General features: G+C 57.1%; 20 protein-coding genes. 10 read left to right on the top strand and 10 right to left on the bottom strand.

The features are described 5' to 3' along the window. Positions 1-53: 53 nt before the first annotated feature. Positions 54-797, bottom strand: a complete 744-nt coding sequence (locus ABR39_RS12135) for an SDR family NAD(P)-dependent oxidoreductase (RefSeq protein ID WP_047347133.1) — start codon at positions 795-797, stop codon at positions 54-56. A gap of 57 nt (positions 798-854) precedes the next feature. After that, positions 855-1,943, bottom strand: a complete 1,089-nt coding sequence (locus ABR39_RS12130) for an oxidoreductase (RefSeq protein ID WP_047347132.1) — start codon at positions 1,941-1,943, stop codon at positions 855-857. A 159-nt stretch (positions 1,944-2,102) separates the two neighbouring features. Between ABR39_RS12130 and ABR39_RS12125 the strand changes: the two genes are divergently transcribed. From ABR39_RS12125 to ABR39_RS12110, 4 genes are all read left to right on the top strand, one after another. Next, positions 2,103-3,605: a sugar ABC transporter ATP-binding protein gene (locus ABR39_RS12125; RefSeq protein WP_047347131.1), complete on the top strand. Its 1,503-nt coding sequence runs from the start codon at positions 2,103-2,105 to the stop codon at positions 3,603-3,605. Further along, positions 3,602-4,597 (top strand): ABC transporter permease, encoded by a 996-nt coding sequence (locus ABR39_RS12120; RefSeq protein WP_047347130.1) that lies wholly within the window; start codon positions 3,602-3,604, stop codon positions 4,595-4,597. Before ABR39_RS12125 ends, ABR39_RS12120 begins: the two co-directional genes overlap by 4 nt. Positions 4,598-4,616: 19 nt before the next feature. After that, positions 4,617-5,681 (top strand): sugar ABC transporter substrate-binding protein, encoded by a 1,065-nt coding sequence (locus ABR39_RS12115; protein WP_047347129.1) that lies wholly within the window; start codon positions 4,617-4,619, stop codon positions 5,679-5,681. Positions 5,682-5,752: 71 nt separating this feature from the next. After that, positions 5,753-6,994 (top strand): LVIVD repeat-containing protein, encoded by a 1,242-nt coding sequence (locus ABR39_RS12110; protein ID WP_205626270.1) that lies wholly within the window; start codon positions 5,753-5,755, stop codon positions 6,992-6,994. 100 nt (positions 6,995-7,094) lie between these two features. Here ABR39_RS12110 and mtnK read toward each other — a convergent pair whose 3' ends face one another. Beyond that, positions 7,095-8,294: an S-methyl-5-thioribose kinase gene (gene mtnK, locus ABR39_RS12105; protein ID WP_047347128.1), complete on the bottom strand. Its 1,200-nt coding sequence runs from the start codon at positions 8,292-8,294 to the stop codon at positions 7,095-7,097. Positions 8,295-8,398: 104 nt separating this feature from the next. Between mtnK and mtnA the strand changes: the two genes are divergently transcribed. Together mtnA and ABR39_RS12095 are read left to right on the top strand one after the other, a co-directional pair. Further along, the gene (gene mtnA, locus ABR39_RS12100; protein ID WP_047347127.1) at positions 8,399-9,415 is read left to right on the top strand and encodes an S-methyl-5-thioribose-1-phosphate isomerase; all 1,017 of its coding nucleotides are present in this window, start codon (positions 8,399-8,401) and stop codon (positions 9,413-9,415) included. 42 nt (positions 9,416-9,457) lie between these two features. Then, on the top strand, positions 9,458-9,937 hold the full coding sequence (locus tag ABR39_RS12095; RefSeq protein WP_047347126.1) for an SRPBCC family protein: 480 nt from the start codon (positions 9,458-9,460) through the stop codon (positions 9,935-9,937). 40 nt (positions 9,938-9,977) lie between these two features. Here ABR39_RS12095 and ABR39_RS24850 read toward each other — a convergent pair whose 3' ends face one another. Then, the gene (locus ABR39_RS24850) at positions 9,978-10,244 is read right to left on the bottom strand and encodes a helix-turn-helix domain-containing protein (RefSeq protein WP_072059239.1); all 267 of its coding nucleotides are present in this window, start codon (positions 10,242-10,244) and stop codon (positions 9,978-9,980) included. 106 nt (positions 10,245-10,350) lie between these two features. On the opposite strand from ABR39_RS24850, the gene ABR39_RS12090 reads away from it, so the two are divergent. After that, the gene (locus ABR39_RS12090) at positions 10,351-10,575 is read left to right on the top strand and encodes a helix-turn-helix transcriptional regulator (protein WP_047347125.1); all 225 of its coding nucleotides are present in this window, start codon (positions 10,351-10,353) and stop codon (positions 10,573-10,575) included. A 102-nt stretch (positions 10,576-10,677) separates the two neighbouring features. Here ABR39_RS12090 and ABR39_RS12085 read toward each other — a convergent pair whose 3' ends face one another. The 3 genes from ABR39_RS12085 to ABR39_RS12075 are packed head-to-tail and all read right to left on the bottom strand — an operon-like array spanning position 10,678 to position 12,517. Then, on the bottom strand, positions 10,678-11,220 hold the full coding sequence (locus ABR39_RS12085) for a 1,2-dihydroxy-3-keto-5-methylthiopentene dioxygenase (protein WP_047347124.1): 543 nt from the start codon (positions 11,218-11,220) through the stop codon (positions 10,678-10,680). Beyond that, positions 11,217-11,906, bottom strand: coding sequence for an acireductone synthase (gene mtnC, locus ABR39_RS12080; RefSeq protein ID WP_047347123.1), 690 nt, complete (start codon positions 11,904-11,906; stop codon positions 11,217-11,219). Before mtnC ends, ABR39_RS12085 begins: the two co-directional genes overlap by 4 nt. Next, positions 11,903-12,517 (bottom strand): methylthioribulose 1-phosphate dehydratase, encoded by a 615-nt coding sequence (locus tag ABR39_RS12075; RefSeq protein WP_047347122.1) that lies wholly within the window; start codon positions 12,515-12,517, stop codon positions 11,903-11,905. Before ABR39_RS12075 ends, mtnC begins: the two co-directional genes overlap by 4 nt. 248 nt (positions 12,518-12,765) lie before the next feature. Between ABR39_RS12075 and ABR39_RS12070 the strand changes: the two genes are divergently transcribed. After that, a complete protein-coding gene (locus ABR39_RS12070; RefSeq protein WP_047347121.1) occupies positions 12,766-13,926 on the top strand; it encodes a pyridoxal phosphate-dependent aminotransferase in 1,161 nt (386 codons plus the stop codon). Here ABR39_RS12070 and ABR39_RS12065 read toward each other — a convergent pair whose 3' ends face one another. From ABR39_RS12065 to citR, 3 genes are all read right to left on the bottom strand, one after another. Then, complete coding sequence (locus ABR39_RS12065; protein WP_430748976.1) at positions 13,927-14,565, bottom strand: IbrB-like domain-containing protein; 639 nt, start codon at positions 14,563-14,565, stop codon at positions 13,927-13,929. It abuts the gene before it with no gap. Next, entirely contained in the window at positions 14,538-15,761 is a 1,224-nt protein-coding gene (locus ABR39_RS12060; protein WP_047347119.1) for a phosphoadenosine phosphosulfate reductase, read from the bottom strand. Before ABR39_RS12060 ends, ABR39_RS12065 begins: the two co-directional genes overlap by 28 nt. A gap of 170 nt (positions 15,762-15,931) precedes the next feature. Next, the gene (citR, locus tag ABR39_RS12055; protein WP_047347118.1) at positions 15,932-16,831 is read right to left on the bottom strand and encodes a DNA-binding transcriptional repressor CitR; all 900 of its coding nucleotides are present in this window, start codon (positions 16,829-16,831) and stop codon (positions 15,932-15,934) included. A 640-nt stretch (positions 16,832-17,471) separates the two neighbouring features. Between citR and ahpC the strand changes: the two genes are divergently transcribed. Then, complete coding sequence (ahpC, locus tag ABR39_RS12050; protein WP_008501015.1) at positions 17,472-18,035, top strand: alkyl hydroperoxide reductase subunit C; 564 nt, start codon at positions 17,472-17,474, stop codon at positions 18,033-18,035. A gap of 187 nt (positions 18,036-18,222) precedes the next feature. After that, a complete protein-coding gene (gene ahpF, locus ABR39_RS12045) occupies positions 18,223-19,788 on the top strand; it encodes an alkyl hydroperoxide reductase subunit F (protein WP_047347117.1) in 1,566 nt (521 codons plus the stop codon). Positions 19,789-19,807 lie beyond the last annotated feature (19 nt).

Below are 19,807 nucleotides of genomic sequence, written 5' to 3'. Positions count from 1 at the left end.
AGCGGCTCGAAAAGGCCTCTGCCGGGCGACAGAGGCTTGCAGAGAATGTGCGATCAGGCGTTCAGACCGCCGTCCACGTCCAGCCCCGTACCGGAGATCTGCCCGGCGGCCGGGCTGGCCAGGAAGGTTACTGCCGCCGCGATGTCTTCCGGCTGGCCGTAGTGACCGATGGCAATCATCTGGCGCTGGGCTTCCGCCTGCTCCCCGTCCTCCGGGTTCATATCGCTGTTTGTCGGTCCAGGGTGAACAAGGTTAACGGTAATGCCGCGCGGGCCTAAATCGCGCGCCAGGCCACGGGTGAGGGAGTTAAGGGCAGACTTCGTCATTGAGTAGACGGCAATGCCCGGCTGCGCCACGCGGTTGGCCAGACAGCTGCCGATGTTGATAATTCGCCCGCCGTCAGACATATGCACCAGCGCTTCCTGAATGGCGATGACCACCCCACGAATATTGACGTTGATAAGGGCGTCAATGTCCGCCAGCGTCATGGACTCCAGCGGGCCGCCGCGCGCGATCCCGGCGTTGTTGACCAGAATGTCCAGCCCGCCGAGGGAGCGCGCCGCATGGGTGACGGCATCCTGAATGGCCTGCGCGCTGGCGCTGTCGGCCTGCACCGCTTCACCGTGCCGCCCAAGCGCCTTAATTTCATCGGCAACCGCCTGGGCTTTTTCGGCAGATTTTTCATACGTAATAACCACGTCGGCACCGGCGCTCGCCAGCGACAGCGCGATAGCGCGACCCAACCCACGGCTGGCGCCGGTAACCAGCGCCTTCTTACCTGTTAAATCGATCTGCATGATGACCTCGTTGCGAGAGTGGTGAGAATCATCATTAGGTATAGACGGTCGGGGCGATTAACGGCTGAAGGATTCCACCTTCTCAAACGCCGCGCGCAGAACTTCAGGCGTTAACGTCACCGGCAGATAATGAATCGACTCGACCGGGCGCAGGGTGTGGGCAATGACCTTATCCAGTTCGTCGCGGTTATTGATATCGACCGCCAGCGCGCGAAGCGTGGTCGGCAGGTTAAAACGCCGATACGCCGAGACCAGCTGGCCCAGCACGTCGTCCTGGCCGAGGAGGGCACTTTGCACCAGGATGCCGTAGGCCACCTTGGTACCGTGGAGGTATTTTTCCGTCTGCGGCAGCACGGTTAAGCCGTTATGCACCGCATGCGCCGCCGCCACGCGGGTATAGCGTTCGCCCAGCCCGCCGACCATCCCGCCGCCGGCAATAATGGCATCCACCACGTCCCTGAACGCCTGGGTTTGTTCGCCGCGCTGCTGGTCAGCCAGCGCTTCCTCGCTGTGATCCAGCAGCACGTCGCGGATCGCCAGCGCGCCGTTAATGCCCAGACGCACGGTCAGCGGCAGGTTTTCAGGCTGCGGCGCGAGCACTACCGCTTCGTACCACTTCGCCAGCGTATCGCCAATCCCCGCCAGCAGATATTCCGCCGGCGCGTTGAGGATGATTTGCGGCTCCACCAGCACCAGGAAGTTAGCGTCGTCGAAGATCTCAAACTGCAGCGCCTGACCGGCATCGTTGTACCAGACGGAGAGCGGGGTCCACGCCGCGCAGGTGGCAGCCACGGTGGGGATACCCACGAACGGCACGCCTAAACGACGCGCCACGGCTTTCACCGTATCCATCACCGCGCCGCCGCCAACGCCAATGACCACGCTCGCACCGCTGCCGGCTTCGTTCACCAGGTGGGTGACGTCGCGCTCGCTGCAGTGGCCCTTAAACAGCAGGTGCTTTGCGCCCGGCGCGTTAAAGCTCTCCGGCAGGAAAGGGCGCGCGCCTTCGATGGCGCGCTCGCCGTAAATCCACACCGCGCGGGAAAGCTGTTCCGGGGTAAAGAAGTCATGCAGATGCGCAAGGCTTCCGGGATGGGAGAAATAGTTCGCCGGGCCGGGGACGACGCGGATGTCGGTGTTGCTCATGGAAGTGTCCTTTTTTTGGAAGCGCTAACCCGATGTTATGTCTGGACATCCGGATGGCTAATAATATTTCGCTTTAACTTATGCCTTTTCCGTCGTTGTCAGTCAACCGGAGCTGTGAAAAATTCGATAAATCAGAAGAGTAATGAAGGATTTACGCGGATGGTTTCCAGTCGCCTTGAGATGCACGGTATCAGCCTGGCCTTTTCCGGCTTTCAGGCGCTGTCGCGCGTCAATTTCACCCTAACCGGCGGAACCGTTCATGCGCTGACCGGCGCCAACGGCGCGGGCAAATCAACGCTGATGGCGGTGCTGTGCGGAACGCACGAACGCTATGAGGGTGAGATTTGCATTAACAACCAGCCGGTGACGATCCGCGAACCGCTGGACGCCAAACGGCTGGGGATCCACCTGGTTCAGCAGGAGGTGGACGTGGCGCTGATCCCGGGGTTAACCATTGCCGAAAATATCATGCTCGACAGGCTGGCGCAGCCGGGGCATCGCTTCAGCTGGCGCACCGTTCGCCAGCAGGCGAGACAGGCGCTGGCCCAGCTGGACGTCTCCCTGGACGTGCGTCGCGTTATTGACAGCTGTTCGCTTGCCGAAAAGCAGCAGATTTTGCTGGCACGCGCCTTGTCCCACCACTGCCGTTTTTTGATTCTTGATGAGCCCACCGCGCCGCTGGATGCCCACGAAAGCGAGCGTCTGTTTGCCGTGGTAAGGCGCTTAAAGCAGCAGGGCATCGGGGTGGTGTTTATCTCGCATCGCATTCACGAGCTGAAAGCCATCTGCGACACCCTGACGGTGCTGCGCGACGGCAAGCTGATTGAGTCCGGCCCGATGGCGGACCTCAGCGGCGAAGCCATCGTCGAGAAGATGCTCGGCCACGTGCTGAGCGATATCTATCCGCCCGCACGACCGCCGCACGGCGGCGAAACGCTGCTACGCGTGGAGGGCCTGCACGACGACGCGCTGCTAAAAGATATCTCCCTGCACCTGCGCAAAGGCGAAATCCTTGGCATCGCCGGGCTGGCGGGCGCGGGCAAAACCGAGCTCTGCAAGGCGCTGTTTGGCGCCAGCAAAAGCCGCGTGGCGCGCGGTGAGCTGAATCATCAACCCTGGAAACCGCGCGACCCGGCGGATTCCGTGCTGCGCGGGCTGGCGCTGGTGCCGGAGGAGCGGCGCAAAGAGGGGATCTTTATCGATGAGCCGGTGAGCATGAACCTTGCCGTATGCGCCGATAACAGCTTCTCGCGCTGGAGCCTGTTCGGCCATCGTCAGGCGTGGCGCTGGGCGGAGGAGGTGATTGCCCGCGTCGGCGTTCGGGCGCGCGGGCCGGGCCAGGTGCTGCGGCGTCTGTCCGGGGGTAACCAGCAGAAGGTCGCCATCGGAAAATGGCTGCGCAATGACGCCAGCGTGCTGATATTCGACGAGCCGACCAAGGGCGTGGACGTCAAGGCCAAAACCGACCTGTTCCAGCTGATTGACGGCCTGGCGCGCGAGGGCAAAGGGGTCATTTACGCCTCCGGCGAATTTGCCGAACTGGTGGGGTTGTGCGACCGCATCTGCGTGTTGTGGGATGGGCGTATCGTGGCGGAAATCGCCGGGGCCGAGGCCCGTGAAGAGACACTACTTTATTATTCAACCGGAGGAACGGCGCCGTGAGCAAGGCCCTTTCAGTGAACGCGGCGGCGTCTGGCCGTCAGCAGATTTTTGATTTTCTCTACAAGTGGGGCATGTTGCTGACCGTCGTCGCGCTGGTGGCCGTTTTTGGCCTGGCGTCGGACAACTTCCTCGACCCGAACAACATCATCAATATCCTGCGCTCGATTGCCATCGTGACGGTGATAGCCATTGGCGTGTCGATTTCTCTGACCATCGGCGGGTTCGATCTCTCCGTGGGGTCAACGGCGTCGCTGGCGAACGCGCTGGTGATTTCGCTTTTCGTCTGGCACGGCTTCGGCACCACAGAGTCGATTCTGATCACCCTTGCGCTCTGTACGCTGGTGGGGCTGTTTAACGCTTTTCTGATCGTCATCCTGCGTATTCCCGACATGCTCGCGACGCTTGCCAGCCTGTTTGTGATCCAGGGCGTGGCGATGACCTACAGCTACGGCGGGTCGATTACCGAAAACATGGTCCTGCCGAGCGGCGACATGGCGGAAGGAACGATTCCGGCGGCGTTCAGCCTGCTGGGGCAGGTGCCAACCATCGTCATCATCATGCTGGTGGTGACGATTCTGGCGCAGCTTGGGCTTTCGCTCACCACCCACGGTCGTCGGATGTACGCCATTGGCGGTAACCCGGAAGCGGCGCGTCTCTCCGGCATTCGCACTACGCGCTACAAGGTGGCGGCCTACGTGATTGCCTCTCTGCTGGCGGGGTTGGGGGGGATTTTGCTGGCGTCGCGCATCGGGTCGTCGCAGGTGAATGCGGGCGGCGGCTATCTGATGGACGCGGTAGCCGCGGCCTGGATCGGCTTCTCGCTGGCCGGGTCCGGCAAGCCAAACGCGCTGGGGACGGTGGTCGGGGCGGTCATTCTTGGCGTGCTGTCGAACGGGCTGGTGATGCTCTCGGTGCCGTATTACGCCATGGACATTATAAAAGGGCTGGTGCTCGCGGTAGCGCTGGCGATTACCTACATACAAAAACGCTGACAACACAACGGGATAAAAAATGAAAAAGATTGCACTCTCTTTAGTGGCGCTCGGGCTGCTCACTTCTCTGCCAGGCTTTGCGGCCACGCCCGCGCCGCTTCCGGCCGCCATTGCCAACCACGACGGCCCGATCCGCATTGCGGTGATCCGCAACCTCGGCTCAGACGACAACACCACGCAGTTTATTGCCGGGGCGATTGAGGAAGGGAAGAAGCTTGGCTTTAAGGTCAGCACCTTTTTAAGCAACGGGGACGATGCCAAATTCCAGGACTTCGTTAACCAGGCCATTAGCCAGAAATATGACGGGATTATTCTCTCCCAGGGGCGCGACCCGTACTCCACCGCGCTGGTGAAGAAGGCGGTGGATGCCGGGATAAAAGTCGCGGTATTTGATACCGCCGTAAACGGCGAGATCCCGGGCGTGACCGTTACCCAGCAGGACGATGCCTCACTGACGAATCTCTCTTTCGGCCAGCTGGCGAAAGATTTCAACGGCAAGGCCAATATCGTCAAGCTATGGGTGGCCGGCTTCCCGCCGATGGAGCGTCGCCAGACTGCGTATAAAGAGCTGCAAAAACAGTATCCGGACATCAAAGAGCTGGAGTCTATCGGCGCGGTCTCGTCTGACGTGCAGGGCGACACCGCCAACAAGGTGGGCGCGATCCTGGCGAAATACCCGAAAGGCAAAATTGACGCTATCTGGGGCACCTGGGACGCCTTCAGCCAGGGGGCTTATAAAGCGCTGAAAGAGAACGGCCGCACCGAGATCAAACTCTACAGCATCGACATCTCCAACCAGGATCTGCAGCTGATGCGCGAGCCGGGCAGCCCGTGGAAGGTGAGCGTGGCGGTGGATCCGAAGCTGATTGGTGCGACCAACGTGCGTCTGGTGGCGAACAAGATTGCCGGAGAAGCCACGCCGGCAACCTATGACTTCAAAGCGGCCGCGATCCCGCAGGCGCTGCTGACCGCCCAGCCGGGTGCGGTGAACGTGGCGTCGCTGGGTAAAATTATTCCGGGCTGGGGCCAGACGGAAGATTTTATCGCCCCGTGGTTTGCGACGCTGGAAGCCAGGTCAAAATAATGCCCGGTGGCGCTGCGCTTACCGGGCCTACGGGGTAAGGCGCGGCCGCCACCCTGCGAAAGGAGTATAAGGTGTCTCAGTTACCCACCCCCGAATACAGCCGCAATATGCGGCTGATTGGCCACAGCGACCAGGGCGGCCGTCCGGACGGCGTGCAGCTGATGGTGCATCGCGGCTTCGCGTATATCGGCCATATGGTGTCGCAGGGCTTTTCCATTGTGGACGTGCGCGACCCGAAAAACCCGAAACCCGCGGGCTATGTGCCCGCGCCGCCGGGCACCTGGAACGTGCACCTCCAGGCGCATGATGACCTGCTGCTGGTGATCAACGCCCGGGATCTGTTTGCCGATGCGCGCTTTGCCGACGAGAAGGTCTACTACACCCGCCAGGTGGGGGAGACCGTCAGCGACGTGCAGGAAAAAGGCTGGAGCGCGGGCTTGCGGGTGTTTGACATCTCCACGCCGGATAAGCCGCGTGAAATCGGCTTTCTGTCCCTGAGCGGCATTGGCATTCACCGCATCTGGTTCGTCGGCGGGCGCTGGGCGTACGTCTCGGCGCTGATCGACGGTTTTACCGACTACATCTTCCTGACCATCGACCTGGCCGATCCGCGTAAGCCCGAAGTGGCGGGGCGCTGGTGGCTGCCGGGCATGAACCAGGCCGAAGGCGAGAAGCCGGACTGGCCGGAAGGGAAACGCTACGCGCTGCACCATGCGATTATCGCCGGGGATACCGCCTACGGCAGCTGGCGCGACGGCGGGCTGACGCTGCTGGACGTGAAAGACCGCGCGCAGCCGAAGCTGATTAGCCATCGCAACTGGAGCCCGCCATTTGGCGGCGGGACGCACACCGCGCTGCCGCTGCCGGACCGCTCCCTGCTGGTGGTGCTGGACGAAGCGGTGCTCGACAATCAGGAAGACGGCGAAAAGCTGATCTGGCTGTTTGATATCCGCGAGCCGGCGAACCCGGTGAGCATCTCTACCTTCCCCCAGCCGGATGAAATTGACTACGTGGCGAAAGGGGCGCATTTCGGGCCGCATAACCTGCACGAGAACCGGCCGGGAAGCTTTGTCAGCTCAACGCTGATTTTTGCCACGTACCAGAATGCAGGCGTGCGCGCGTACGACATTTCCAATCCATATCGACCGGTGGAAACCGGCGCGCTGGTGCCTGCCGCGCCAGAGAGAATGATGGACACGCGGCCGTATCGCCCTCAGGTGATCCAGTCGTGCGACGTGTTTGTGGATGCGCAGGGGATTATTTACAGCACGGATTATAACGGCGGGTTATCGGTGATTGAGTATCTGGGGTGAGTGCGGTTTGATGCCCTCACCCCGGCCCTCTCCCACAGGGAGAGGGAGAAAATCAGTAGCGTAGGCCCGGTAAGGCGAAGCCGCCACCGGGCAAATGCACTCAGCTGTACTGACGCACCCGTGCCACCAGCTCTTCCGCGCTGTCGATACGGTCGGCAATGACAATCAGCGCCTTGCCGAGCGTAATGGCGTGGCGCAGGCATTCGTGGCGCATGGCGTCATCCGCAATGGTGTCGATATCCGCCACGTGAGAAAGCCCCACGCTGCGGCGAATCAGCTCCGTGCCGCAGAAGCCGATGGCATCGTGCCAGACCTTTTTCAGAAACGCGGAGGCATAGCCCGGTGCGCTCAGCGCCGCATCGCGCGTTTTCTCGTTTGCCAGCGCCTGGAAGCGTTCCGCGAAGGTATTCCAGAGCTCCTGGATATCGGTCAGGCGCTGCTCGCGTGCGGCAGCGGCATCGCGAATGCCCAGATGCCCCGGCAGGCCGCAGAAATTGAGCAGCAGGTTGCCGATGGCGGTGCCCACGTCAAAGCCAATCGGGCCGAAGTAGCCAAACTCGGCGTCGATGGCCTTCAGGCTGCCGTCCGCCACGAAAATTGACCCGCTGTGAATATCGCCGTGCAGCAGCGCTTCGGCCTGAGAGAAGAAGCGATGCTTCAGGGAGGCCACGGCAATCTTCAGCTGGGCGTCGTCGCGCAGGGCGGCAACATCGTTTTCCAGCTCGGCCGGGTAGCTGTTGCGCTCGTGGATCTGGTACGGATCGTTAAAGAACAGATCTTCGGTGATCTCGCACATCTCCGGATTAATGAATTTCGCCACCTGTGCTTTTTTCTCGTGCGGGTGCAGGTAGAAATCGCTGGTGTGGAACAGCGCGTGCGCGAGGTATTCCCCCAGCTGGCGCGCGGCCTGCGGGTAGTGATTATTTTTAATCAGCTCGCCGCGCCAGATCAGGTGGCTGGAGAGATCTTCCATCACCATTACCGCCAGTTCCGGGTCAAAGTGGTGAATTTTCACGGTGTGCTGCGGGCTGTGCCGGTAGTGCTCGACCAGGGTTTGCGCCTCCAGGCGGGCGCGATCCAGCGTTAACGGCCAGGACTCGCCGACGCAGCGCACGTAGGGCAGCGCCTGCTTGACGATAATGCGGCTCACGCCTGCGCTGTCGAATATTTTAAACACCAGATTGAGGTTACCGTCGCCCACCTCCTGCGCCTCTACCAGCGATGAAGGATCGTCAAGGCCGCCGAACTGCTTTGCATACTCCACGGCGTCCTGGGCGGTAAAGGTACGGTATTGCGACATGGCCTGTTCCTCACGGGTTTGCTAATAAAGACATGTAGACGTCTATACATCTGGATTTCATCCTGACACAATGTGCTACAACAACGCAACAGGGAATTAACGACATGCAGACATTACAGACGACCAGCCTGCGGGTGACGGATAATCAGCTCTTTATTCTCGACCAGCAGGCCCTTCCGCAGGAGAAACGCTGGCTGGATGCCTCTACGGTAGAGGCGCTGGTGGGCCATATTCACGCACTTAGGGTGCGCGGCGCGCCGCTGATTGGTCTCTCTGCAAGCCTGCTGCTGGCGCTGCTGGCGGAAAGCGGTAAAAGCCGCGACGAACTGGCCGTGGCGCTGGATACCCTGCGCGCGTCGCGCCCCACGGCCGTGAACCTGATGAACAACCTCGACCGCATGAAGCTGGCGCTGTGGCAGGAAGATTTCGTTTCGGCACTTGTAACGGAAGCGCTGCGTCTGATTGACGAAGATAAACAGCTCTGCGACGCGATTGCGGAAGCCGGTAGCGCGCTGGTCAAACCCGGCAGCCGCCTGCTGACCCACTGCAATACCGGCGGGCTGGCAACCGCGGGCGTCGGCACCGCGCTGGGCGTCATTGCCCGTGCGCATCAGGACGGTAACGTCAGCAGCGTCTGGGTCGATGAAACCCGTCCGCTGCTGCAGGGAGGCAGGCTGACCGCATGGGAACTCGGCGAGCTGGGCGTGCCGTATCAGCTCATCACCGATTCCATGGCCGCCAGCCTGATGGCGAAAGGGGAGGTAGACGCCGTGTGGGTGGGCGCAGACCGTATTGCCGCCAACGGCGATGTGGCAAATAAAATTGGTACCTACTCGCTGGCGGTACTGGCGAAATTCCACGGCATTCCGTTCTACGTCGCCGCGCCGCATACCACGCTCGACCCGGACTGTCCGAACGGGGATGCGATCCCCATCGAGCAGCGTGCCGCCAGCGAGGTAACGGGCGTGGCGGGGAGCTTTGGCGCGGTGCAATGGGCACCGGAAAACGCACGGGTCTATAACCCGGCCTTTGACGTCACGCCTGCCTCGCTGATTAGCGGCTGGGTGCTGGATACGGGCGTGGTCACGCCGGAAGCGGTGGCAAACGGGAAATTCGCCTGAGTCCGGCTATCCTTTAAGGGGTTCCCTTAAGAGGACAATATCGTGACGCTCGATCCTGAAACTGACTTAAAACTGGAGCGCGTGGTGGATGCACCGCGCGACCTGCTGTGGCTGTGCTGGACCACGCCGGAACATATCAAAAATTTCTTCATTCCTGCTCCCCATAAGGTGACCGAGTGCGATCTCGATCTCCGCGTGGGCGGGCGGTTCAACACCGTGTTTGAGGTGGACGGTCAGCGGATGGATAACCGCGGTGTCTTCCTGGAAATCGATCCCGGTAAAAAGCTGGTCTTTACCGATGGCTATACCGAAGGCTGGAAACCGGCCGAGAAGCCGTTTATGACGGCGATTTTATTGCTGGAAGACGTTGGGGAGGGGAAAACCCGCTATACGGCGATAGCGCGCCATCCGACGAAGGACATCCGTGAGCAGCATGAACAGATGGGTTTCCACGAAGGGTGGGGCATTGTGCTGGACCAGCTGGTGGGGTATGTGAAGTCTCTTAGACCCCCTCTCCCTTGAGGGAGAGGGTTGGGGTGAGGGGGAACATACGTTGATGATATTAAATATGGGGGCTTTGTCTCGTAGCCCTTCTCTGACGGAAAATGGGTTCCCCTTTTTCATCAAAATACCTTTCCGGCCATATCACATCTGGCGAGGTGTTTAGCGCCTGAGCAATGAGAAATTCCCCTTTAGGCCACGGCCGGGATAGTGCGTTTGCTAATGTAGATGATGACAGCCCGGCCTTGCGTGACAACGCAGCCAGGCTTGTTCCATGTTTCTTTAGTGCGGCAATGATATCGGCAGGATGCCAGTTTTTATGACGCATTGTGTTCTCCTTACAGGTGTTCGTTACATGCTCAATTATCCTGTTTTGGGATAAAAACACAACGAGAGGATATTCGATTTCAGGATATTTGTATGGAATCGGAACAATGGCCTCAGTTTACTCGGACGAATACCAGCGTGTTATCAATGCGTTGAAGAAAGCTCGTAAAGAGAAGGGGATTACTCAGGTGCAGCTTGCTGAGGCTTTAGGGAAACCCCAATCGTTTATCGCTAAAGTAGAAAGTGGTGAGCGCAGGTTAGATGTGGTGGAGTTTGTGCATCTGGCGAGGCTGGTTGACGCAGATGTACAGAGGATTATCGCCAGTATTTAATGAATGCCTGAATAGGGAACTGACCACCTCAGCCGTATGTTCCCCCCTCACCCTAACCCTCTCCCCTAGGGGCGAGGGGATTGTTCCGCGCCCCTCCAGACTTCATGCAAGTCTGGGATACGCTTCCGCAATCGCATCACCCGTAAACTGGGCCACCCAGCCTTCCGGGTTGTCGAAAATACGTATAGCGGTAAAGTTCGGCTCTGAACCCATATCAAACCAGTGAGGCGTGCCCGCCGGCACGGAAATCAGGTCGTTTTTCTCGCACAGCACCTGATACACCTCATCACCAATGTGCAGGCAGAACAGCCCGGCGCCTTCTACAAAGAAGCGCACTTCATCTTCGCCGTGGGTGTGCTCGTTCAGGAACTTCGCGCGCAGCGCGTCTTTCTGCGGGTTGTCGGCGCGAAGGCTAATCACGTCCCAGCTCTGGTACCCTTTTTCCGCCACTAGCTTATCTATCGCATGCTGATAGGCTTCGATCACCACCTCAGGCGCAGGATCCTGGCCTAAATCTCGATCGGCCGCCCAGCGTTCAAAACGCACACCCCTGGCGTTGAGCTGTTGGGCAATTTCGTCCGCGTCGGTGCTGTGCCACTGATGCTCGCTGGCGTCTTTATCAGAGTAAATCGTTAATGCGCTCATGAAGGGATCTGCTCCGGGTTAATCTCGTCAAACTGGTGGATCTGATGGTGGTGGCTTGCGCCGTCATCATCACCGCGAATCAGCTGCAGGGTGCGAAAACCTGCCTGTTCAGCCGCGTCCAGCTCCTGATGAATATCCGACAGGAACAGGATCTGCGACGGGGCAATGCCCGTTTGCGCCGCAATGTTCTGATAAGACTGCACTTCGCGCTTGGCGCCGATGTGGGTATCAAAATAGCCGCTGAACAGATGAGTAATATCACCTTCGTCGCTGTAGCCAAATAACAGTTTCTGCGCAGCAACGGAGCCAGAAGAATAAACATAGAGATCAATGCCTTGCGCTTTCCATTTTTCAAGCGCAGGCAGCACGTCCGGGTAGAGGTGGCCGGTAAAGTCGCCGTTGACGTAGCCGTCCTGCCAGATAATTCCCTGAAGGGCCTTCAGCGCCGTCGACTTACGGTCTTCATCCATAAAGGTGAACAGCGTATTGATAAGGTCGCTGACGCTGGCGTGCGGAGCGTTAATTTCATCACGCAGGTTGTCCAGAATGGATTTGACCGGCTCGGCGTACTGCTGGGCGGTCACGAAAGCCGCCAGCCGCTCACGCGCGTAGGGGAACAAAACGTCGTGGACAAAACGAATATCGCTGGTGGTCCCTTCAATATCCGTCACAATCGCGCGAATCATACTCTCTCCAGTTGTCGTAAACGCATTTCGCATTCAAATAGGAATTCTAGTCCTTCCAGATGACGGCGGGCTTCGGCCACATCGCGTCCCCAGCAGGTTAAGCCATGACCGCGCAGAAGAAAACCATAATTAAGCGGGCGTTCCCGTGCGTAATGGGCGATTCGCGATGCGAGGGCGTCGATATCCTGGTCGTTGTCAAACACCGGGATAGCCACCGTATCCTGATGCGTGGTCTGCCCGGTGAGGGATTTTTGCATCTCGAAGCCGCTGATGGTCAGTTCGGCCTCTTTCACCAGACGCGACAGCACCGTCGCGTTCACCGTGTGAACGTGCAGGACGGCGTTGGCCTCGGGGAAAAGGCGATAAATGAGGGTGTGCAGCCCGGTCTCCGCCGAGGGCCTGCGGCCAGACGGCGCGCGGTTGGTGGCGATCTCGACCTGCAGAAAATCGTCCGTTGTCAGGCTGCCTTTGTCTTTGCCGGATTCGCTGAGCCAGCAGAGGTGTTCGTCCTGACGCACCGACATGTTGCCGCCGGTGGCGGGAGCCCAGCCTTTGGCGCCAATCCAGCGGCAGGCGTCGACCAGATGCGTGAGTTGCAGGTTGTCTGTCATTTTCCTTTTACCCTCTCGGCCAGGAATATTCATATGGTTTATACCCGTCATACTTCGAGTTGCAGGTGCGTTGGCTGCACTCACTCACCCCAGTCACGTACTTATGTACGCTCCCGGGGATTCGTTCCCTTGCCGCCTTCCTGCAACTCGAATTATTTAGGGTATAGACGTCTAAGCGTCTTGATTGCCAAAGACTAACATCGTGTTATAGTGGCAGCAACATAAGTATTACAAGCAGGCACAACACAATGAGTAATAACGCATTGATTCCGCAGAGTAAACTTCCAAATCTCGGTACGACCATCTTTACGCAGATGAGCGCCCTGGCGCAGCAGCACAATGCGATAAACCTCTCGCAGGGGTTCCCGGATTTTGACGGACCGTCATATTTGCAGGAGCGCCTGGCGTACCACGTTGCACAAGGGGCGAATCAGTATGCGCTGATGACTGGCGTGCAGGCGCTGCGGGAAGCCATTGCGGACAAAACGGCGGAGCTATATGGCCATAAGCCCGATGCGAACACCGACATCACGGTGACGGCAGGGGCAACCGAAGCGCTGTATGCGGCCATCACCGCGCTGGTGCGCGCGGGCGATGAGGTCATCTGCTTTGACCCGAGCTACGACAGCTACGCGCCTGCGGTTGAACTTTCCGGCGGCGTGGTGAAGCGCGTGGCGCTCCAGCCGCCGCATTTCCGCCCGGACTGGCAGGCGTTTGCCGCGCTGCTGAGCGATAAAACCCGTCTGGTGATTCTGAACACGCCGCACAACCCGTCCGCTACGGTGTGGCAGAAAGCCGATTTCGCCGCGCTGTGGCAGGCCATCGCTGAACGTGAAATTTATGTTCTGAGCGACGAAGTGTACGAGCACATCTGCTTTGCTGAGGAAGGGCACGCCAGCGTGCTGGCCCATCCGCAGCTTCGCGAGCGCGCAATCGCCGTCTCGTCATTTGGTAAGACTTACCATATGACCGGCTGGAAAGTAGGCTATAGCGTGGCACCAGCCGCCATTAGCGCGGAGCTGCGCAAAGTGCACCAGTACCTGACGTTTGCCGTGAATACGCCGGCCCAGCTGGCGCTGGCGGATATGCTGCGTGCTGAACCCGAGCACTATCGCGAGCTGCCGCGTTTCTACCGTGAACGGCGGGACCTGTTTGTGTCTGCGCTGAGTAAGAGCCGTCTGGAGATTTTGCCTTCGGAAGGGACCTACTTCCTGCTGGCGGACTACAGCGCCATTTCCGATCTGGATGACGTCAGCTTCTGCCAGTGGTTGACCAAAGAAGTAGGTGTTGCGGCGATCCCGCTATCCGTCTTTTGCGCCGATCCCTTCCCGCATAAGCTGATTCGCCTCTGCTTTGCGAAACAGGAATCGACGCTGCTGGCGGCGGCAGAGCGCCTTAACGCGATCTGATTATTTCACCGTCCAGGCTTCGGAGTAACGACGGTCTGCAAAGAGTTCCAGCAGACCGTTGATTTGCTTGAGCCGCAGGACTTCGTCTTTGTCCATGCCCAGCTCCTTGCCGATTTTCTCGTCATCCCAGCCAAGTTGGACCAGCTCGCGGACGATATCGGACATCGCGTTAATCTGGTGTCGACCTCGCGCCCGGTTATGGCGGATGGTCGCGGCCATCCGGTCGCGCTTTTTCTGCCGCTCTTTACGCAGGCAGGTTACCGGCAGGTAGCCTTTCAGCTGGCGCTTTAACACCGCCCGGTTTGAACCAATTTCGTGGCGATGAAAGCCGTCGACGATTTCATAATGCTGAGCATCGCTCTCCGTGACCACGATGGGCTGCGTGAAGCCGTCCATCTCCAGTGATTTACAGAGCAAGCGTTTTTCCGGCGGTGCGACGTTATTCGGGTTGTAATCGTTAGCGGTAATCTCGTCCTGTTTGATCCACAGCACGCAGTCGACGGGCTGCTCGCGAAAAGGGCTGTTTTCATGGATGGCCTGGCGAAAGGCGTTGATGGCTTCAATACGTTTGTCTTCGGGAAGAGACTGAAGATAGCGCGCCATTTCTTTAATCAATCGTTGCTGCATAAGATCCCCCATTCCTTGCGTTTTGACTTTATCCGTTCGCTGTAGCGTTGATAGTGCTTTGGTTTGTTAGGACTGAATGAAAGGGCGCGACACCAGTAGTCATTATTGAGTAATACCTTGCACACGCGTCGCCAGGACGGAATATCTTTTGCCCCGATATCGCCCTGCTGGGTGTCGGGAATATCGGCCATGCCTCTCTTTTGATACCAGTGCAGATAAATCGCGATTTTATTGCGGTAATGTTCCGCCGTGGTTTGCGGCATGCTGTCGAGCAGCAGCATGGCGTACTCGCGCCAACTGAGCGCGTCAGGTTTAAGGATTTTACGGTGGCCATAAAAGTGATTGTCCTGGCCCGCGTAAACGCCCCCGCTGTGCACGCCACTTACCCGCCCGCACATCGCTGCCCAGCGTTCGGGCTCAACAACGTGATAGAGCCACAAACCCTGACGCTGTTCCGGGCCAAAGGGCTCACAGATGCGCATATAGCGCGGAGGAACGCCTGCCTGAAACATCAGGTCGTAAAGGGGGTTGTAACATCCGCCCGTTTTAGCAAACCATGTCCAGATATCGGCGGTTTTCCAGTCGTACAGCGGATAGATATACCAGGCGTGGCCGCCCGGGGCGACGCTGGTCCAGGGTTTGTCATCGGCAAAGCGCCGTTTCCGTGCGTTAGCGATAGTCAAAAAACGATTGTAGGATTCATCGGCACGAATACCGACCATCATGGCCGCCGGACGGCTTTGGGCAAACCACTCTGAAAACGCGCGAACAAAGGCTTCAAACGTCATGCCAGGCTGGTAGAAATCGAAGTAATCAGGAGCGGTAATGGCGCCTGCAGGCGGCTGGCGCACCCACTGTTTCCCTGGCTCCCAGCATTGCCATTCGGGGTGAAACTGCGTAAGTGAATTTTGCGTCGTTAACGGCAAGGCAACCCACCAGCATTTCTCAATAACATCGGCATACTGCCCGAGCATGTTATTTATATGCTGAATGGTGTACGTGAACTGTGCTTCCCAGTCGATAAAAAGTAAGTGGATCTTCTTACCCTTTTTTCGCGCTATTTGCGCGGTAAGGTGAAACATGATGGTAGAGTCTTTGCCGCCAGAAAACGAAACACAGACACGGGGAAGATTTTCAAGCGTCCAGCTAATCCGTTCAGTGGCGGCTTCAATAACATTTTTATTGATCGGTATTTTATAAACAGACAAGTACGATTTCCTCCTTGAAATAATTGCCAGGTTATTATGTCAATACAGGTAGGGGAATCATAGTCTTGTAAATTACGACAAGTAAATGAATAAAAACTCTTTTTTAGAAGTATTTGCGTGCGTTATGAATAAAGAGGAGGCGTGGCTGTGATTTTCACAGCCAGACCGGATTATTTATCAGTTATTTTTGCAATGAAATTAGCGAAAACGGCGCTATTTAACGCAGAGCGGTTATAAAGCATGAACATATTAGCGATGGGGAGCTTAAACGGCGTATCGACTATTTTCAGCCGCAATGCATCACAATATTGGTTATACATGGCTTCCGGAATAAAGCCGAGCAGATGAGATGCGCCAATCATCGCCACGATAGAGAAGAAAGAGTCACTGCGGAAAACCACGTTCCTGTCCATCAGGATCTGCTCCGACTCAGCCTGATAGCTTTTTACGCCGGGGTTATCGCTGAGGTAAAGCGTAAATTTCTCCTTTTTCAACTCTTCTACCGAAGCGAAATCGCCTATGCGGGGATGATCCTGACTGCACACCAGCACTATCGGATACTCTGAAAAAGGAACGCAGACTAACGAACGGTTATTGACGGGCGACGGCGAAAAAACCAGATCGGCTTTACGATAAGCCAGCAAGTCTTCTGCGGTTTCACCGGTGAGCAACATATCATGAAGTTCAATTTCATAATTATGCTCACGCATCAATAGCTTCATAGGATCCAGCATGGTTTTGGGTGAGAGTACCTGAGGGCAGTAGATCACGAAGTTTTTCTTCAGCGAAGAGCTATGCATGATGTTAATTGTCTGCTCAAGCTGATTCAGGTTTTGCTCAAGATGATGGTGAAGATTGACGCCTACCGTGGTGGGGGTGATACCTTTTCCCGAACGGATAAAGAGAGGGTCGCTGAGCTGGTTGCGCAGCCGCTGCAGCGATTGACTAACCGCCGACGGTGTAATGTAGAGCGTTTCTGCTGCCTTACTGATGCTCAGGTGCTGGTAGATACATTCGAAAATGACCAGCAGGTTGAGATCGAATTTTTTGAGGTCGTAAAGATTTGCCATGTTTCATCCTGAGTGCGCTACGGTGCGTTATCACATCACTGATAACTATAGAACTAAGTTAACTATTTACCATCCATGATAGTTAACTGACTTAATTGTTATTGAAAACCAACTTAATATATCACGAATATAGATTAATGAAATAGAACTTCAATAATCATTAAGATATTTTTATCTTTAAAAGACAAAATAAAATTGAATAAAAGTAGTGTGATTTATATATCGACAAGGAGTTATCACTCATTTTTATTTAAACCCCGGTTACGGTGATGACGCCGCGATCTGCACCGTTTGGTAAAACCTATCACAGCCATAGATAAGATTGCCCCTTGCGTCCATTGCCCTGCGTCAGTACGGGTGTTGTAATCAGGGGGCTGTTACGGCCTTGATATAAAGGTAAGTAGAGCGCAACGCAACGCCGGTAGTATTACCGGCACTGAAAGTTCCTGTGGAAAGTTCAGGTATCAGGGCCGCCCACCAGGGCGGCCTTTTTACTATCGGGCTTTCGTTTATTCAGTTCACAACGGTGTCTTGTTCGGGTTGTAAGGTTTGGCTGATTGATTTGATAAAGCATACGCATTAGCCCCGATGAGCAAAGTTGGTTACCTTACATCTCAACGAAAACACGGAGGAAGTACAGATGTCTTTGATTAATACCAAAATTAAACCTTTCAAAAACCAGGCGTTCAAAAACGGTGAGTTCATTGAAGTCACTGAGAAAGATACCGAAGGCCGCTGGAGCGTGTTCTTCTTCTATCCTGCTGACTTCACCTTCGTTTGCCCGACTGAACTGGGTGACGTGGCAGACCACTATGACGAACTGCAGAAGCTGGGCGTAGACGTTTACTCTGTGTCTACCGATACCCACTTCACGCACAAAGCATGGCACAGCAGCTCTGAAACCATCGCCAAAATCAAATACGCGATGATCGGTGACCCGACTGGCGCCCTGACCCGTAACTTCGACAACATGCGTGAAGATGAAGGCCTGGCAGACCGCGCGACCTTCGTCGTTGACCCGCAGGGCATTATCCAGGCTATCGAAGTTACCGCTGAAGGTATCGGCCGTGATGCTTCTGACCTGCTGCGTAAAGTGAAAGCGGCTCAGTACGTAGCGTCTCACCCAGGCGAAGTTTGCCCGGCGAAATGGAAAGAAGGCGAAGCGACTCTGGCTCCATCTTTAGACCTGGTCGGCAAGATCTAAGTCTGTAAAGCCTGGCGGCGCTGCGCTTGCACAGGCCTACAGCATCGTAGGCCGGGTAAACGAAGTGCCACCCGGCAATCAATGGGCGCCCCCCGCGCCCATTTCATCTAACACCATGATGCAAGTTGCATTCAGGCCGCCCGTATAAGGCAGCTTGCATGATGACGTTTTAAGAGAGGGAAGAACAATGCTCGACACTACGATGAAAACCCAGCTCAAGGCATACCTTGAGAAACTGACCAAACCCGTTGAGCTGATTGCCACGCTGGACGACAGCGCGAAATCGGCAGAAATCAAAGAACTGCTGGCAGAGATCGCTGAACTGTCACCGAAAGTGACGTTTAAGGAAGATAATACGCTGGCAGTCCGTAAGCCTTCTTTCCTGATAACTAACCCAGGCTCTGACCAGGGACCGCGCTTTGCCGGTTCGCCGCTGGGACATGAATTTACGTCGCTGGTGCTGGCGCTGCTCTGGACTGGCGGCCACCCGTCGAAAGAGGCGCAGGCGCTGCTGGAGCAGATCCGCGATATCGACGGCGATTTTGAGTTTGAAACCTATTATTCACTCTCCTGCCACAACTGCCCGGACGTGGTGCAAGCGCTGAACCTGATGTCGGTTCTGAACCCGCGTATCAAGCACACGGCGATTGACGGTGGTACCTTCCAGAATGAAATCACCGATCGCAACGTGATGGGCGTTCCGGCTGTCTACATGAACGGCAAAGAGTTCGGCCAGGGCCGTATGACCCTGACCGAAATCGTGGCCAAAGTGGACACCGGTGCTGAAAAACGTGCGGCAGAAGAGCTGAACAAGCGTGATGCGTACGACGTGTTGATCGTCGGTTCCGGCCCGGCGGGTGCGGCGGCGGCGGTTTACTCCGCGCGTAAAGGGATCCGTACCGGCCTGATGGGTGAACGTTTTGGCGGCCAGGTGCTCGATACCGTGGACATCGAAAACTATATCTCTGTACCGAAAACCGAGGGCCAGAAGCTGGCCGGCGCGCTGAAGGCGCACGTCAGCGATTACGACGTGGACGTGATCGACAGCCAGAGCGCCAGCAGGCTGGTGCCGGCTTCGGTCGAGGGTGGTTTACACCAGATTGAAACCGCCTCCGGCGCGGTGCTGAAAGCACGCAGCATTATCATTGCCACCGGCGCGAAATGGCGCAACATGAACGTCCCGGGTGAAGATCAGTATCGCACCAAAGGCGTGACCTACTGTCCGCACTGCGACGGCCCGCTGTTCAAAGGTAAGCGCGTGGCGGTGATCGGCGGCGGTAACTCCGGCGTGGAAGCGGCTATCGACCTCGCGGGTATCGTTGAACACGTTACCCTGCTGGAATTTGCGCCAGAGATGAAGGCAGACCAGGTTCTGCAGGATAAAGTGCGCAGCCTGAAAAACGTCGACATCGTACTGAATGCGCAGACCACGGAAGTGAAGGGCGACGGCAGCAAAGTGACGGGTCTGGAATACCGCGACCGCGTGAGTGGCGACGTTCACAGCGTTCAGCTTTCAGGGATCTTCGTGCAGATTGGTTTGCTGCCAAACACCACCTGGCTGGAAGGGGCGATTGAGCGCAACCGCATGGGCGAAATCATCATCGATGCGAAATGCGAGACCAGTGTGAAGGGCGTATTTGCCGCCGGCGACTGTACCACCGTGCCGTACAAACAGATCATCATTGCCACTGGCGAAGGTGCGAAGGCATCTCTGAGTTCGTTTGACTATCTGATCCGCACTAAAACCGCATAATAAAAGAAAGCAAGACTAC

Origin of the sequence: Enterobacter genomosp. O (assembly GCF_001022965.1) — a bacterium.
In the GTDB taxonomy this organism is placed as follows: Bacteria; Pseudomonadota; Gammaproteobacteria; order Enterobacterales; family Enterobacteriaceae; genus Enterobacter; species Enterobacter cloacae_L.
This window is presented reverse-complemented; position numbering and strand designations above follow the sequence as displayed.